Here is a 14822-nt window from a genome sequence, read left to right as displayed (position 1 = left end):
CACGCCCCGTGCCGCTGTGCCGCACATCGTCCCCGGAAACGTTTTGCCCCGTCCCGGCGACATTGACGATAGCCAACCCGCACCCCTAATTAGCTAACCCTGATCCGCGGGTTGCGGGCGGAGATGTGAGCCATGACCAAGAAACCCCACCACGCCAAGGTGATCATCCTGGGCTCCGGCCCGGCCGGCTACACGGCAGCGGTCTATTCCGCCCGCGCGATGCTTTCGCCGACCCTGATCCAGGGTTCGACGCCCGGAGGCCAGCTGACGATCACCACTGACGTCGAAAACTATCCGGGGTTCGCCGATCCGATCCAGGGCCCCTGGCTGATGGAGCAGATGCAGGCGCAGGCCGAGCACGTCGGCACCCACATCGTGATGGACCACATCAACAAAGTCGATCTGCGCGCCCGACCGTTCCGCCTCGAAGGTGACAGCGGCGATAACTACACCTGCGACGCGCTCATCATCGCGACCGGCGCGCAAGCCCGTTGGCTCGGCCTGCCGTCCGAAGAGCATTTCAAAGGCCACGGCGTGTCGGCGTGCGCCACCTGCGACGGCTTCTTCTACAAGGGCAAGGATGTCGTCGTCGTCGGCGGCGGCAACACCGCCGTTGAGGAAGCGCTGTTCCTGACTAACTTCGCCAACAAGGTGACACTGGTCCACCGCCGCGACTTCCTGCGCTCCGAAAAGATCTTGCAGGAACGCCTGTTCAAGAACCCGAAAGTCAGCGTCATCTGGGATAGCGTCGTCGAGGAAGTCATCGGCGCCCCGCACCCGAAATCAGTGACCGGCGTCGTTCTGAAGAACGTCAAAACCGGCATGACCTCGGAATTGCAGACCGACGGCGTCTTCATCGCCATCGGCCATGCCCCGGCAACCGAACTGTTCAAGGGTCAGCTTGAGACGACGCCGTCGGGCTATCTCATTACCGCGCCGGATTCGACCGCGACCGCGATCCCCGGCGTCTTCGCGGCCGGTGACGTCAAAGACGAGGTTTTCCGTCAGGCCGTGACCGCGGCAGGAATGGGATGCATGGCGGCGCTCGAAGCCGAGCGTTATCTGGCCCGTATGGAAGACCAGGCCGACGCCGCCGAATAAGCCCCGCCGGCCATCAATCTTATAGCCAGATCAATCCGATCTGCCGCCGCGCGCGACAGGTTCGCACCCATACCCCCGTATGGGTTGATATCTGCCATGCTTTCGTTGCATTGCTTCAGGTGCATGGCTAAAGTCTGATCAATCCCAGTAACCCCCCACTGGCGAGCTTCCGAATGGATTGGGATAAGCTTCAAATCTTCCACGCCGCAGCGGAGGCGGGAAGCTTCACGCATGCCGGCGAGCAGCTTCACATGAGCCAGTCCGCCGTCAGCCGGCAGATCTCGGCTCTCGAAGCCAATTTGCGCGTCACCCTCTTTCATCGCCACGCCCGCGGCTTGGTCCTGACCGAACAGGGCGAGCTTCTGAATCGCACGGTCGCCGAGGTTTTCGCCAAGCTGCAGACCGCCGAAACGCTTCTGTCCAATTCGACCACGAAGCCGTCGGGAGAATTGCGCGTCACGGCGCCGATCGGTTTCGGCACCATTTGGCTGACGCCGCGCCTTAAGGAATTCGGCGAGCTTTATCCTGAAATCCGCATCGAGCTGATCCTCAACGACGATCAGGTCGACATCGGCATGCGCGCCGCCGACGCGGCCATTTGGACCCGGGAACCGGAGCAGGCCGACCTCATCCGCCGGCCGTTGTTCGAAAGCCGGGTTCGCGCCTTTGCATCCGCGCAATACATCCGCAAATACGGCACGCCCAAAACGCTTGCCGACCTCGATCAGCACCGGATCATCGGCTACACCGGCCCCTCGGCCCAGCATCTCGATGCCATGTCCTGGATCGAAACGGCCGGCCGCAGCAACGGCGAGATGCGCGAAGCCGCCCTTCGCGTGAATAGCGTCGTCGCCATCAAATACGCCATCAAGGCCGGCATCGGCATCGGCATGATCCCGGATTATCTGACGGACGATCTTAACGAACTCGTGCCCGTGCTGACCGACATCGAGCAACCGTCGCTCTACATGGTCTATGCCTATCCCGAGGAGCTGAAATCCTCCAAGAAGGTCCAGCTCCTGCGCGATTTCCTGCTGTCGAAGATTGCAAAAAATAGAGGAAACTAAACACGTTTCCGTCGCAGCGCGGCCTTGCGGGCCGGGCGGTAAACCACCATTTCGGAGCCATGAACGCGGCGCTCTGGGTGGTTGATTGCCACCGCCGCCCCGGGCTTCGCGTAGACTGCCAACTCCTACAACTGCCGGGCTCCTGTAGCCCGGCTTTTTGCTGATCGGCGCTGCGACGAGCGCTGATTTGCGGAAATGCCGCTCTGACGCTATCTAACGCCTTCGTTTTGATCCGCCGCATCCCAAAAGGCTTACGAAAAGTCATGGCTAAGACGCTTTACGATAAAATTTTCAGCGATCACGTGGTCGAGCAGTCGCCGGACGGAACGAGCCTTCTCTACATCGATCGCCACCTCGTGCACGAGGTGACGAGCCCGCAGGCGTTCGAAGGCCTGCGCATGGCCGGCCGCAAGGTTCGCGCGCCAGACAAGACGCTGGCCGTCGTCGACCACAACGTGCCGACCACCGACCGCACCAAGGGCATCGCCGACGAGGAAAGCCGCGTGCAGGTCGAAACGCTGGCAACGAACGCCCGCGACTTTGGCATTGAATATTTCAACGAGCGCGACAAGCGCCAGGGCATCGTCCACGTCGTCGGACCCGAGCAGGGCTTCACGCTGCCCGGCACGACCATCGTCTGCGGCGACAGCCATACGTCGACGCACGGCGCCTTCGGCGCGCTCGCACACGGCATCGGCACGTCCGAGGTCGAGCACGTCCTCGCAACGCAGACGCTCATCCAGAAGAAAGCCAAGAACATGCGCGTGACGGTCGACGGCGTCGCGCCCAACGGCGTCGGCGCGAAAGACATCACGCTCGCGATCATCGGCGAGATCGGCACCGCCGGCGGTACCGGCTCCGTCATCGAGTATGCGGGCGAAGCCATCCGTTCGCTGTCGATGGAAGGCCGCATGACGGTCTGCAACATGTCGATCGAAGGTGGCGCCCGCGCCGGCATGATCGCACCCGACGAAAAAACCTTCGCTTTCCTCAAGGATCGCCCCAAGGCCCCGAAAGGCGCGGCCTGGGACACCGCGATGAAATATTGGGAGACGCTGCGCACGGACGAAGGCGCGCACTTCGACCGCGAGGTTCGCCTCGACGCCGCGAAGCTGCCGCCGATCGTGTCATGGGGCACGAGCCCCGAGGACGTGACCTCGGTCGCGAGCATCGTTCCCAATCCCACCGACGTGCATGATGATAACAAGCGCGCTTCGATGCAGCGCGCGCTCGACTACATGGGCCTCACCCCCGGCACCAAAATCACCGATATCCCGCTCGACGTCGTTTGGATCGGCTCGTGCACGAACGGCCGCATCGAAGATTTGCGCGCCGTCGCCAAGATCGTCGATGGCAAGAAAATTTCATCCCGCTTGGCTTATGCGATGATCGTTCCTGGCTCTGGCCTCGTGAAGGAACAGGCGGAAGCCGAAGGCCTCGACAAGATCTTCAAGGACGCGGGCTTCGAATGGCGCGAGCCCGGCTGCTCGATGTGCCTCGGTATGAACCCCGACCAGTTGAAGCCCGGCCAGCGTTGTGCCTCGACCTCGAACCGCAACTTCGAAGGCCGTCAGGGCTACAAGGGCCGCACGCATCTCGTGTCGCCGATCATGGCCGCTGCCGCCGCCCTCGAAGGTCACTTCGTCGATGTGCGGGAGTGGCAGGCGTAATCCGCGCCCAAACGCACACTGTCATCCTGGGCGAGCCGCGTTTGTGGCGAGACCCGGGACCCAGACTGTTGCTACGGGTCTGCTGATTGATGGGTCCCGGCTCTCCGCTGCGCTGCGGCCGGGATGACAAAAGAGGATGTGCGCCATGGCTGACAACACGACAGCTTCCGTTCAATCCCAATTCGGCCGCGCGGCTGCCGATTACGCGACATCGGCAGTTCACGCGCAGGGCGAAAGCCTCGCCCGCATCGTCGAACTCACGGCACCTCAAAAAACCTGGGAAGCGCTCGACGTCGCCACCGGCGCCGGCCACACCGCCGCGATCTTCGCGCCGCATATCGCCAGCATGATCGCAAGCGACGTCACCGACGAGATGCTGCTCGAAGCCGCAAAGCTCGCGAACGCGCGCCGCATCGCCAACATGCTGACGGCGAAGGCCGCTGCCGACGCGCTGCCGTTTCCCGACGAAAGCTTCGACCTCGTCTGCTGCCGCCTCGCCGCGCACCACTTCCCAAATCTCGAAGCGTTCGTCCGCGAAGTACGCCGCGTGCTCAAAACCGGTGGCCGTTTCGCACTCGTCGACAACGTCGCGCCGGATCGTGAGCGCCTGCCAAACGCCAGCGCCGATGAAATCAAAACCGCGATCGCCGATTACAACAGCTTCGAGAAACTTCGCGACCCCAGTCACGGCTTCGCGCCGCCGCCGCAAGTCTGGGTCGATCTCTTGAAGTCGAACGGCTTCACCATCGCTGCCCGTGAGCAGATGGAAAAGGAACTCGACTTCGCCTCATGGGTCGAGCGCATGCGTTGCACGCCCGAGACGGTCGCCGAACTCGACCGCATCTTGGCTTCGGGGCCCGTGCCCCTCAGAACATTCCTGAAGCCGCGCCGCGACGACAAAGGTGAACTGCATTTCACGTTGCAGGAACTCCTCATCGTCGCCGACAAGACGCGCTGATCGAAACAGGCCTTCCCATTTCGGCTCGCCCGACCTATCTCCTCGGCTCCAGCCACGAGGAGCGCGCCTGATGCCGACCGATTGGAGCAACGCCACGGCCCCCGGCCTTGCCGACTTCGAAGCGCTCGCCGAAACCGCTTGGAACCGGTTGCCGGTCGAATTCCGCACACTCGCCAAAGACATCGTCATTCGCATCGAGGATCTGGCATCCGACGACATCCTCGATGAACTCGATATCGAAGACCCGTTCGAACTGACCGGCCTCTACCAGGGCGTCAGTCTCGACCACAAAAGCGTCGGCGATCACACCCGCGAGCCGGATATGGTCTTTCTCTATCGCCGCGCCATCCTCGATGAGTGGGCCTCCGGCGAGGAAGAGCTCGGCCACCTCGTCGCCCACGTCCTCGTCCACGAAATAGGCCATCACTTCGGCTTTTCCGACGATGACATGGAAACCATCGAATCGCGCATAAGTGACTGAACCGTGGCCGGAAGTCACATCGGCTTAACCCTGTTTATGTCACAAGACGGCTAAGCTTGAGCCTAAGGACATTTCAGGTCATGTTGTAGGGGCAGGCTGAACGCAGGCGGGGGCAATGTCTGAAAGTTTGAGCGGATGAGCGTACGACGATTCCTTTCCAGGTTCGTCCTGGGTGGTTGCTTGACCATGGCGATCGCGTTTTCGCCATCGGCTGAAGCGCAAGACACGTCCGCGACGCCGCGCGATGGCATTCCGACGCCCGAGCAGTACATCTCCACCGTCGGCGGCGAGAGCTACATCGTCCCGCCCGGCAAATTCAAACTCGATGGCAACACGCAGTATTGCGGCCAGCGCCCGACCGTCATCGACAACAAACTCGACGATTACGGCGCCGCCTATCCGGGCTTCCTGATCATGAACCCGCGCCTGCTCGACAAGGTCTCGACCCCGGTCAAGCAGTGGATTTACGCGCACGAGTGCGGCCATCAGTTCCGCGGTCCCGACGAGGAAACCGCCGACTGCTTTGCCGTTCAGCGCGGCCGTCGTCAGGGCTGGCTGAAGCAGGAAGGCCTTGACGAGATCTGCACGTTCATCACCCCAGCCAAGGGCGATGCCATGCATTTCTCCGGCTCTTATCGCTGCCAGTACATGCGCAAGTGCTTCGAGGACCCCAGCATCCGCTAACCCCGTCGGGCTCGGCCCGGCGATCCGTTGGGCAGCGCAACCGGAAGCAAAATGGATCCTCGGCCTAAAGCCGAGGATGACAACTGAGCCGATCCGGTTTTCCTCCGTCATCCCGGCGCAGGCCGGGATCCAGTCAAGCCTGAGGCAGACCGGCAAAAACTTATCCCCGCCCTCCGCGGCGGCCGTAAACTCGCAGATCCGCTCGACCGAAGGATCTGCCATGCGGCTTGCCGACTACGCCCAACGCCTCTCCGACCTCGCACGCACGGTTAACCGCTGGCTCGCGCTCGCCGCCAAAATCGATGGGCAGCGCCGTGAGAAAGTCGCCCTCTATGCCGAGGAAGTTGCTGCCACTTTGGCCCGCGCGGCCGGTAGTCTCACGGTTCTGGAGGGCGACCCGCACGATCTCCCGGCGCTTCTCGCCGCAACCCGGGAGCTGGGGCGCATTTCGGGCTATCTCGAAACGATTGTCGCGACACTCGAAGTTGATCTTGACGGCCGCAAGCGGGCTGGCGTTAAACGGCGCCTGGAACATCTAAAGCCCTTCGATCTTGAAGCCGCCATCCGGGAGTTCGGCGCTTTCCGGCACGCTCGGCGGCTTGCCTCGGCCGAAGGCTATTTCCGGGCGCTGGCTGACACGTTGCGCGCCTGAAGAGGAGATTTGAGCATGGACAAATTCACGGTTCTGACCGGCGTCGCGGCACCCCTGCCGATCCGCAACGTCGATACCGACATGATCATCCCGAAGCAGTTCCTGAAGACGATCAAGCGGACCGGCCTCGGCAAGTCGCTATTCTACGAAATGCGCTACGATCCCGCGACCGGCAAGGAGATCGAAGACTTCGTCTTGAACAAGCCACAGTATCGCAAGGCGACGATTCTCGTCGCAGGCGACAACTTCGGTTGCGGCTCATCGCGCGAGCACGCACCCTGGGCGCTTTTGGATTTCGGCATCCGCTGCGTCATCGCCACCGACTTCGCCGACATTTTCTACAACAACTGCTTCCAGAACGGCATTCTGCCGATCAAGTTGCCGCAATCGGAAGTCGACAAGCTGATGGACGACGCCGGCCGCGGCGCCAACGCCACGCTGACGGTCGATCTCGAAAAGCAGGAGATCCGCGGCCCCGACGGCGGCGTGATCAAGTTCGACATCGATCCATTCCGCAAGCATTGCCTGCTGAACGGCCTCGACAACATCGGCCTGACGCTCGAAAAGGGCAAGTCGATCGACACCTTCGAAAGCGCGACGGCGTCTTCGCGCCCGTGGCTCTGATCCGGGAAAAAAGAAAATGGCCAAGGCGATCCACATGATGATCCGCGTGCTCGATGAAGCGCGCTCGGTGAAGTTCTACGAGACCTGCTTCGGCCTGAAAGTCTCCGAACGCCGCGACTGGCCGGATTTCTCTCTCACCTATCTGAAAAATGCCGAGAACGATTTCGAGGTCGAGCTGACGGTCAACAAGGGCCGTACCGAATCCTACGATCTCGGCAACGGCTACGGTCACATCGCCTTCGCCGTCGATGATCTCGAAGCCACGCGCGCGAAAATCATCGCCGCCGGCTATCAGCCGAAAGACATCAAGAACATGACGCACGACGGCAAGCCATTCGGCACGTTCTTCTTCATCGACGATCCCGACGGCTACAAGATCGAAGTCTTGCAGCGCGGCGGCCGCTTTCAGTAACGATTGAAGGTCCCTGATGGCGGACGATGATTTCAAGTTCGATGCGGCGCTCGCCGGACGTCTTGCAGGCGCCCTGTCGTTTCTGATCGGTGCCGATCACGCCGCTACCAAAGCCTTGAAGGTCGCCGCCGAAACCGGCAGCGAAAAAGATATCAAGGCCGCGCGCACGCAATTTCTGAAATTAAAGCCCGGCGATCGCCGCGCTGCGCTGACCATGCTGAACGACTAGGCTCCGCGTGTGCTCCTTGCTCCGTCATGCCGACGTAGAGCCTGCCCCGGCGAAGGCCGGGGTCGGCACCCAGGCAAGTATCATCATCTGTCAGTCGAGATTTGAGTGGATCCCGGCCTTCGCCGGGATGACGGAAAATATCAAAACTTCGAGCCTCGCGACGCGACCAGCGCCCCGGTCAGCGCATCGGCAAAATCACGCCGCTCGGCATCCGTCAGGAACGTCCCGAACCGGACGGCCTTTCCTTGCGCCGAAAGCCAGAGCGACGTGCGCCCGTCAGGCCGGTCGACCTTGCACGCGACGCGCGCCCAATAGGGATTGCACTCGAAGGCTTCGCGCTTTCCCGACGGATGGACATGCGTAAGCGTCAAAAGCTCGGGCGTCAGATCGACCGTCTCGTATTCACGGCCCGAGCGGTAATTGAGTTTGAAGGCCCAATAGATCAGCGCCACGTCGAGCCCGAAAAAGCCGAACACAGGCCACGCGCCCATCAGAAAGAACACGATGCCGACGATGAAGCTGACGAGACTGATGAGCGACATCATGATGAGGAAACCGTTCGGCGTCAGCGAACGATGGGGATGAAGCACGAACCGCGCGTCTTTCCCGGATTGCATTTCGCTTCGATTATCGCTCATGTCTCGTGGCCGGCTATCCGTCTCACCACACCATCTCTCGGGCGCAACTGGCGCCGAGAACCGGAGTCCTGATGGCTAAAGTCCCCCCGGTTGTACGCCCCACAAGCATCGGGAGTTCCGCCGTAAAACGCAAGGCCGGAAAGCCCGCTGCAATTGCCGCAAGCAAACCCCGCAAGGCGCGGCTCCTCAGCGAAGCCGAAATTCGTGAGGTTTTCCGGCGCTTTCACGCCGAGAACCCTGAGCCCAAGGGCGAACTGGAATCTGTTAATCCGTTCACGCTTCTTGTCGCCGTTGTCCTTTCCGCCCAGGCGACCGACGCCGGCGTCAACAAGGCGACGCGCGCCCTCTTCAAGGTTGCCGACACGCCGCAGAAGATGCTCGCGCTCGGCGAGGACAAGCTGCGCGACTACGTCAAGACCATCGGTCTTTATCGCGCCAAGGCCAAGAACGTGATCGGATTATCGAAACGTCTTGTCGACGAATACGGCGGCCGCGTCCCTCACGACCGCGACGCCCTGGAATCACTCCCCGGCGTTGGCCGCAAAACAGCAAACGTCGTCTTGAACATCGCCTTCCATGAACCAACGATCGCGGTCGATACCCACGTCTTTCGCGTCGCCAATCGCATCGGCTTGTCGAATGGAACGACGCCGCTCGCCGTCGAGGAAGATCTTCTGCGCGTGATCCCGCACCAATATCTGCTGCACGCACACCACTGGCTGATCTTACACGGGCGCTACGTCTGCAAGGCGCGCAAACCCGAGTGCTGGCGCTGCCTCATCGCCGACATCTGCCGCTTTCCGGACAAGACGCCCGCGCCTTAGCCGTTGGTTGCCAAGCCCGCGAACCACACCTCAACATCGTCATCCCGGCGAAGGCCGGGATCCAGTCAAACAGACACTGTCTCGAAACTGATGCTTGTCTGGGTGCCGGCCTACGCCGGCATGACGGAGGAGAAGCAAACCCCAATACATGTCATTCTCGGCTTTACGCCGAGGATCCATTTCGCCATGAAGCATCCTGCCCGATGGATCCGCGGGGACAAGCCCGACGATGACATTTCACTAGGTATCCAATCGCATCGCGAGTCCGGCGTCCGCCATATAGGCCTTCGCCTGCGGGATCGAGTACGTCCCGAAATGAAAGATCGACGCCGCCAGCACCGCGCTCGCATGGCCGCCCGTCACACCCTCGACCAGATGCTGCAGCGTGCCCACGCCGCCCGATGCAATCACCGGGATCGTCACCGCATCCGACACCGCCCGGGTCAGCTCGACGTCGAACCCGGCTTTGGTTCCATCCCGGTCCATCGACGTCAGCAGAATTTCGCCCGCGCCGAGTTCGGCGACCTCGCGCGCGTATTGCACGGCATCGAGGCCCGTCGGCTTTCGCCCTCCGTGCGTAAAAATCTCCCAGCGCGGCGGCTCGCCCTCGCCGGAAACGCGCTTGGCGTCGATCGCGACGACAATGCACTGCGCGCCGAACTTCTCGCTCGCCTCTTTCACGAACGCGCGATTATTGACCGCCGCCGTATTGATCGAAACCTTATCAGCGCCCGCTTCGAGGAGCTTGCGAATGTCTTCGATCGTCCGCACGCCGCCGCCGACCGTCAGCGGCATGAAGCAGCGGTTGGCCGTCCGCTCGACGACATCGAAGATCGTGTCGCGGTTCTCGTGGCTTGCCGTAATGTCGAGAAAACAGAGCTCGTCAGCGCCCGCCGCATCGTAGGCGGCCGCCGCCTCGACCGGATCTCCGGCGTCGATCAGATCGACGAAATTGACACCCTTAACGACACGCCCGTCCTTGACGTCGAGACATGGAATGATGCGAACTTTCAGCATAGTGGCAGGAAGCGCTTTCTGCTAAACTTAATGGCCAAGTATCACGGTGCGTCCGTTGCCGTCGAGCCCATTGGATATATATGCATGGCGGGAACTTCGGCGGCTGCGCGGCGTTTAGCCGTTTAGCGCTGTTGCGCGTGAAAACTGCAAGGAATCTGGTACCCCATGGTAGACGAATTTGCTCCGACCAACCTTCGCGCCCGGCTGGCAGCGATCGACGAGCGCATTGCTCAGGCCAAAAGCCAGCTCGAAGCCCATGGCATCATCGGCGATCAGGCCGACGAATTGGCGAAATTCGCTGACCAACACGCCGCCATCCGCAAATCGCTCGACGGCGAAGGCACCGTGACGGAACTTCAGCACAGCAAGGCTTCCGCACAAACAGACGCCCTCGAAGGCGCGCTTCAGACCTGGCTCACAAGCGTTGAAGAGAAATTCTCGCATCCGACACGTCGCGAACCCAACATTTCGCTCTGACGTGCGGCACAATGGTTAGATCGCGAAGTTTTTGACGCACATCAAACTTCCGATCGCAATACTCCGACATTTCGTCTTCAGGGGCGGCCGCCGTGAGTGGCAATGTTCTTCGCACATGTCCCGTTTACTAGGGCGCCGTGGCAGTCGCCCCTGCCCTCTCGGATAGCGGCGGCGCTGATTATCACCCACGCTCCCTCAGCGCCGCGAATTTGACGTCCGGAAACCGCTCCGTCTTGTATTTGAGCATCCATGGGCTTTCGGCCAAGAACACCAGCGCCCCGTCACGGTCCGTCGCGATCTCGCCGCGGTGCGCGTTGACGAACTTCTGAAGCTCTGCCGGATCATCCGACGAAATCCAGCGCGCCAGCTCGAACGGCGATTGCTCCAGCGTCACCGGCACGCTGTATTCGTTCGCCACGCGCGACTGCAGAACCTCGAACTGCAGTTGCCCGACGACGCCCAAGATCTGCCGCCCGCCGGCGACCGGCGTGAACACCTGCACGATGCCCTCTTCCGCCAGATCATCCAAAGCGCGGTTGAGCTGCTTCGCCTTCATCGCGTCTTGAATGACGACGCGGCGCAAAAGCTCCGGCGCGAAATTCGGAATGCCGGTGAACTTCAGCGCTTCCTTTTCCGTCAGCGTATCGCCGACGCGCAGCGTGCCATGGTTCGGCACGCCGATGATATCGCCCGCCCAGGCTTCGTCCGCCGTTTCGCGGCCCTGACCGAAGAAGAATGTCGGCGACGAAATCGTCATCGGCTTGTTGTCGCGCACATGCAGCAGTTTCATGCCGCGCTTGAACCGCCCCGAACACAGCCGCATGAACGCAATGCGGTCGCGGTGGTTCGGATCCATGTTGGCCTGCACCTTGAAGATGAAGCCGGTCACCTGATCTTCGCCGGGCATCACCGTGCGTTGCGTCGCAGCCCTCGGCAGCGGCCCCGGCGCCCATTGCCCAAGTGCGTCCAGCAGCTGCTCGACGCCGAAATTTTTAAGCGCGCTGCCGAAGAACACCGGCGACAGATGTCCCTCGCGGAAAGCTTGCAGATCGAATGGTGGCAGTGCGCCCTGCGCCAGCTCCACGCCCTCGATCGTCCTGTCCGCGATCCGCTCGTCGATCCCTTCGATCCGCCGCAGGCCTTCGAACGTCTCAAGCGGTTGCGAATGCCCATAAGACGCACCCCGCTCGGCGTTCTCAGGCAGCAGAATCTTGTTGCCGACGAGGTCGAGCACGCCGCGAAAATCGACGCCCATGCCGACCGGCCACGCCATCGGCACCAGGTCGAGCGCCAGATCCGCCGCGATCTGATCGAGCAGCGTCAACGGATCTTCCGCCTCGCGGTCGATCTTGTTGATGAAGGTGATGATCGGAATGTCGCGCAGGCGACAAACCTCGAACAGCTTGCGCGTCTGGCTTTCGATGCCCTTCGCCGCATCCATCACCATCACCGCCGCGTCGACCGCAGACAGTGTGCGATAGGTATCCTCGCTGAAATCCGAGTGGCCCGGCGTGTCGAGCAGATTGTAGACGATGCCGTTGCGCTCGAACGTCATGACGGATGACGTCACCGAGATGCCGCGCTGCTGCTCGATCTGCATCCAGTCGGAGCGCGTGCGCCGCCGCTCGCCGCGGGCCTTCACCGCGCCTGCCATCTGGATCGCTCCGCCGAACAGCAACAGCTTTTCCGTCAGCGTCGTCTTGCCGGCGTCAGGGTGCGAGATGATCGCAAACGTGCGACGCCGCGCGATCTCGGACGGCAGCGCGTCGCTTGACGCCGCAGTTTCGGTCAGAACGTTCAAATCTCAGGCCTCGATGACTTTCACTTGGCTCGGATCGAGCCAGATTTGGTGATAATCGGCGGGCTTGCCGAAAACTTCGCCGACATGCAGCTCGACAAGTCCGTCGTCGAACTTCACGATCGGGAACGTCTTGCCGACGCAGCCCTTGAACAGCGTGATGAGCTGCTTGTTGTCTTTCGGCACGCCGTCCGGCACGCCAAGCACGCGAACCTTGTCACCGATCTTCATGCCGTCTCCAGAAGTTCAAGCGCTTCGCGGGCATCGAGGCGGCCATCGTAGAGCGCGCGGCCGGTGATGGCGCCTTCCAGCAAGCGATATTCAGGCTTTTTCAGTTCGCGAATGTCCGCGATCGATGCAAGGCCGCCCGATGCTATCACCGGAATGCGCGTCGCCTTCGCCAGCGCGGCGGTCGCGGGCAGATTGAGCCCCTTCAAGACGCCGTCGCGCTCGATGTCCGTATAGATGATCGCCGCGACACCCGCGTCCTCGAACTGCTTGGCGAGGTCGACGGCCGTCAGCTCCGACGTCTCCGCCCAGCCTTCCACCGCAACCTTGCCGCCCTTGGCGTCGATGCCGACAGCAACCTGCCCCGGAAACTTTTTCGCCGCCTCGCGCACAAGCGCCGGATCGCGCACCGCGACCGTGCCGAGGATCACGCGCCGGATGCCCTTGTCGAGCCACGCTTCGATCGTCGCCAGATCGCGAATGCCGCCGCCGAGCTGCGCCGGCATGCTGATCGCCTTCAGAATGGCCTCGACCGCCGCGCCGTTGACGGGCTTGCCCGCGAACGCGCCGTTGAGATCGACGATATGCAGATACTTGAAGCCCTGGCGCTCGAACGCGGTCGCCTGCGCCGCCGGATCGTCGTTGAACACGGTCGCCGCGTCCATCTCGCCGAGCTTCAGCCGGACGCACTGGCCGTCCTTCAAGTCAATGGCAGGAAATAGGATCAACGTTTTTGTCTCTCGTTTCCCTCTCCCCGTGGGGAGATGGTCGGGGTGAGGGGAACGAACACCCTCTCATCCGGCCTTCGGCCACCTTCTCCCGACTGGAGAAGGAAAACGGCCATCAGATTGCTATCTTGGGTTCCTAAATGGTCCGTGCGATCAATCGCGGATCGCAGGCTGCGTCAAGCGCGCATTCCGGCCGGCTCCCCGTAGGGGAGTCGGAATGCGCCAGTAAGAGAGTTCTATGGCAACCGCGTTTCTCGTCGAACCTCCACCCGCCGTCGCCCGCCGCCCCCTGACCGAGGACGACGCCGTCGACATCTGGATCGCGCGCTGGCTGCGCATCCGGCCGACCGACCTCACGCGCCGCTACGCCTGCGACCCCCGCCGCCTCTATGAAATCTGGGAGGAAGTGCGCTTTCCGGGCACCCGCGCCAAGGCGCTCGCCGAGTTTCAGCGCCGCTTCCCGGGGCTTGAAGCTCGCTTTGATCCGGGTCCCCATCGGCGCGTTCCGACTGCGCCCCACCCGGACCAGCTCAACTTGTTCTCGGAAGCCTGAAACCGCGGCGCCAGCGATCCGATTGTCCGCGCAAACAGCCCGTATTCCGGGCATTTTCCACGACATTGCATAAGCAACAATATTAAGAATTTATGCGGAACATTTTTAGAACAAACACTGGACAAGCCAACTGACTCGTGGCATGTTCTTCCTATGTTCACGACGCCCTAAATGAGGCGCCGAACTGGGTCAGAGTAGTGCGTTCGACCCTCCCCGAAATTTTAGGAGAGCCCCCATGCGCACCTATCTCATCTCGTATGATCTCGCCCATCCGACCCGCAACCAGCACGTTCTCGCCCAGACGATCATGGGTATCGGCGACAAGTGGGCCCGGCCCCTCGCCAACACTTGGTACGTGATGTCCGAGCGCGAAGAGGTCGAACTCGAAACCGAGCTTCGCACGATGCTCGCCGAGGACGACGGCCTTCTGATCCAGGCGACGAAGCGTGAAGCCGTCATGACCAATACCTCGCTCCGTTGGTTCCGCCAGCGCCGTCCGGGTCTCGACCTCGCCCCCGACGGCAACGTCATCGCCTTCCCGCTGCCGACGACCCCGGCCGCCGAGCCGATGGAGCCTGAGCTTCCGTTCGCCAAGGCAGGCTGAAGGCAAAACCAATTCCGGTCTTTGGGCGGGGCGGGCCCTTCTCCCCCCTGCCTTCCCAACGGCTCGTCCCGTCCAAA

General features: G+C 62.0%; 19 protein-coding genes. 14 read left to right on the top strand and 5 right to left on the bottom strand.

Translation table 11 applies throughout. From position 1 onward, the window contains the following. Nucleotides 1–132 precede the first annotated feature (132 nt). The 10 genes from trxB to QM780_RS15095 all read left to right on the top strand — a co-directional run bounded on the left by trxB (nucleotide 133) and on the right by QM780_RS15095 (nucleotide 7878). A complete protein-coding gene (gene trxB / locus QM780_RS15140; RefSeq protein WP_415071275.1) occupies nucleotides 133–1101 on the top strand; it encodes a thioredoxin-disulfide reductase in 969 nt (322 codons plus the stop codon). A 173-nt stretch (nucleotides 1102–1274) separates the two neighbouring features. Next, nucleotides 1275–2168, top strand: a complete 894-nt coding sequence (locus QM780_RS15135) for a LysR family transcriptional regulator (protein WP_415071274.1) — start codon at nucleotides 1275–1277, stop codon at nucleotides 2166–2168. A 263-nt stretch (nucleotides 2169–2431) separates the two neighbouring features. After that, a complete protein-coding gene (leuC, locus tag QM780_RS15130; protein ID WP_415071273.1) occupies nucleotides 2432–3838 on the top strand; it encodes a 3-isopropylmalate dehydratase large subunit in 1407 nt (468 codons plus the stop codon). Nucleotides 3839–3983: 145 nt separating this feature from the next. Further along, a complete protein-coding gene (locus tag QM780_RS15125) occupies nucleotides 3984–4796 on the top strand; it encodes a class I SAM-dependent methyltransferase (protein WP_415071272.1) in 813 nt (270 codons plus the stop codon). A gap of 70 nt (nucleotides 4797–4866) precedes the next feature. After that, entirely contained in the window at nucleotides 4867–5277 is a 411-nt protein-coding gene (locus QM780_RS15120) for a metallopeptidase family protein (protein WP_415071271.1), read from the top strand. A 186-nt stretch (nucleotides 5278–5463) separates the two neighbouring features. Then, nucleotides 5464–5961: a hypothetical protein gene (locus QM780_RS15115; protein WP_415071270.1), complete on the top strand. Its 498-nt coding sequence runs from the start codon at nucleotides 5464–5466 to the stop codon at nucleotides 5959–5961. 220 nt (nucleotides 5962–6181) lie between these two features. Further along, a complete protein-coding gene (locus tag QM780_RS15110) occupies nucleotides 6182–6613 on the top strand; it encodes a hypothetical protein (RefSeq protein ID WP_415071269.1) in 432 nt (143 codons plus the stop codon). Between the two features lie 15 nt (nucleotides 6614–6628). Next, nucleotides 6629–7237: a 3-isopropylmalate dehydratase small subunit gene (gene leuD, locus QM780_RS15105; RefSeq protein ID WP_415071268.1), complete on the top strand. Its 609-nt coding sequence runs from the start codon at nucleotides 6629–6631 to the stop codon at nucleotides 7235–7237. A gap of 16 nt (nucleotides 7238–7253) precedes the next feature. Then, a complete protein-coding gene (locus QM780_RS15100) occupies nucleotides 7254–7649 on the top strand; it encodes a VOC family protein (RefSeq protein ID WP_415071267.1) in 396 nt (131 codons plus the stop codon). Between the two features lie 16 nt (nucleotides 7650–7665). Beyond that, nucleotides 7666–7878, top strand: coding sequence for a hypothetical protein (locus QM780_RS15095; protein ID WP_415071266.1), 213 nt, complete (start codon nucleotides 7666–7668; stop codon nucleotides 7876–7878). A 140-nt stretch (nucleotides 7879–8018) separates the two neighbouring features. Here the strand turns inward: QM780_RS15095 and QM780_RS15090 are convergent, their stop codons facing one another. After that, the gene (locus QM780_RS15090; protein ID WP_415071265.1) at nucleotides 8019–8495 is read right to left on the bottom strand and encodes a DUF2244 domain-containing protein; all 477 of its coding nucleotides are present in this window, start codon (nucleotides 8493–8495) and stop codon (nucleotides 8019–8021) included. A gap of 92 nt (nucleotides 8496–8587) precedes the next feature. Here QM780_RS15090 and nth point away from each other — a divergent pair, with 92 nt between their 5' ends. Continuing rightward, on the top strand, nucleotides 8588–9340 hold the full coding sequence (nth, locus tag QM780_RS15085) for an endonuclease III (RefSeq protein WP_415071264.1): 753 nt from the start codon (nucleotides 8588–8590) through the stop codon (nucleotides 9338–9340). A 240-nt stretch (nucleotides 9341–9580) separates the two neighbouring features. Here the strand turns inward: nth and hisF are convergent, their stop codons facing one another. After that, a complete protein-coding gene (gene hisF / locus QM780_RS15080) occupies nucleotides 9581–10357 on the bottom strand; it encodes an imidazole glycerol phosphate synthase subunit HisF (RefSeq protein WP_415071263.1) in 777 nt (258 codons plus the stop codon). A gap of 165 nt (nucleotides 10358–10522) precedes the next feature. Between hisF and QM780_RS15075 the strand changes: the two genes are divergently transcribed. Continuing rightward, complete coding sequence (locus QM780_RS15075) at nucleotides 10523–10834, top strand: hypothetical protein (RefSeq protein ID WP_415071262.1); 312 nt, start codon at nucleotides 10523–10525, stop codon at nucleotides 10832–10834. Between the two features lie 181 nt (nucleotides 10835–11015). Here QM780_RS15075 and QM780_RS15070 read toward each other — a convergent pair whose 3' ends face one another. The 3 genes from QM780_RS15070 to hisA are packed head-to-tail and all read right to left on the bottom strand — an operon-like array spanning nucleotide 11016 to nucleotide 13588. Then, the gene (locus QM780_RS15070; RefSeq protein ID WP_415071261.1) at nucleotides 11016–12635 is read right to left on the bottom strand and encodes a peptide chain release factor 3; all 1620 of its coding nucleotides are present in this window, start codon (nucleotides 12633–12635) and stop codon (nucleotides 11016–11018) included. Between the two features lie 3 nt (nucleotides 12636–12638). Further along, entirely contained in the window at nucleotides 12639–12863 is a 225-nt protein-coding gene (locus QM780_RS15065) for a hypothetical protein (RefSeq protein WP_415071260.1), read from the bottom strand. After that, nucleotides 12860–13588, bottom strand: a complete 729-nt coding sequence (gene hisA, locus QM780_RS15060; protein WP_415071259.1) for a 1-(5-phosphoribosyl)-5-[(5-phosphoribosylamino)methylideneamino]imidazole-4-carboxamide isomerase — start codon at nucleotides 13586–13588, stop codon at nucleotides 12860–12862. The genes QM780_RS15065 and hisA overlap by 4 nt, the downstream gene beginning before the upstream one ends. A 238-nt stretch (nucleotides 13589–13826) precedes the next feature. On the opposite strand from hisA, the gene QM780_RS15055 reads away from it, so the two are divergent. Further along, nucleotides 13827–14141 carry a hypothetical protein gene (locus QM780_RS15055; RefSeq protein ID WP_415071258.1) on the top strand — a complete coding sequence of 105 codons (315 nt, stop codon included), beginning with the start codon at nucleotides 13827–13829 and terminating at the stop codon, nucleotides 14139–14141. Nucleotides 14142–14376: 235 nt separating this feature from the next. After that, the gene (locus QM780_RS15050) at nucleotides 14377–14745 is read left to right on the top strand and encodes a hypothetical protein (RefSeq protein WP_415071257.1); all 369 of its coding nucleotides are present in this window, start codon (nucleotides 14377–14379) and stop codon (nucleotides 14743–14745) included. Nucleotides 14746–14822 lie beyond the last annotated feature (77 nt).

The organism is Hyphomicrobium sp., from assembly GCF_047600905.1.
Lineage (GTDB): Bacteria > Pseudomonadota > Alphaproteobacteria > Rhizobiales > Hyphomicrobiaceae > Hyphomicrobium_B.
Note: the sequence above shows the minus strand (reverse complement) of the source record. Positions and strands in the feature narration are given on the sequence as shown.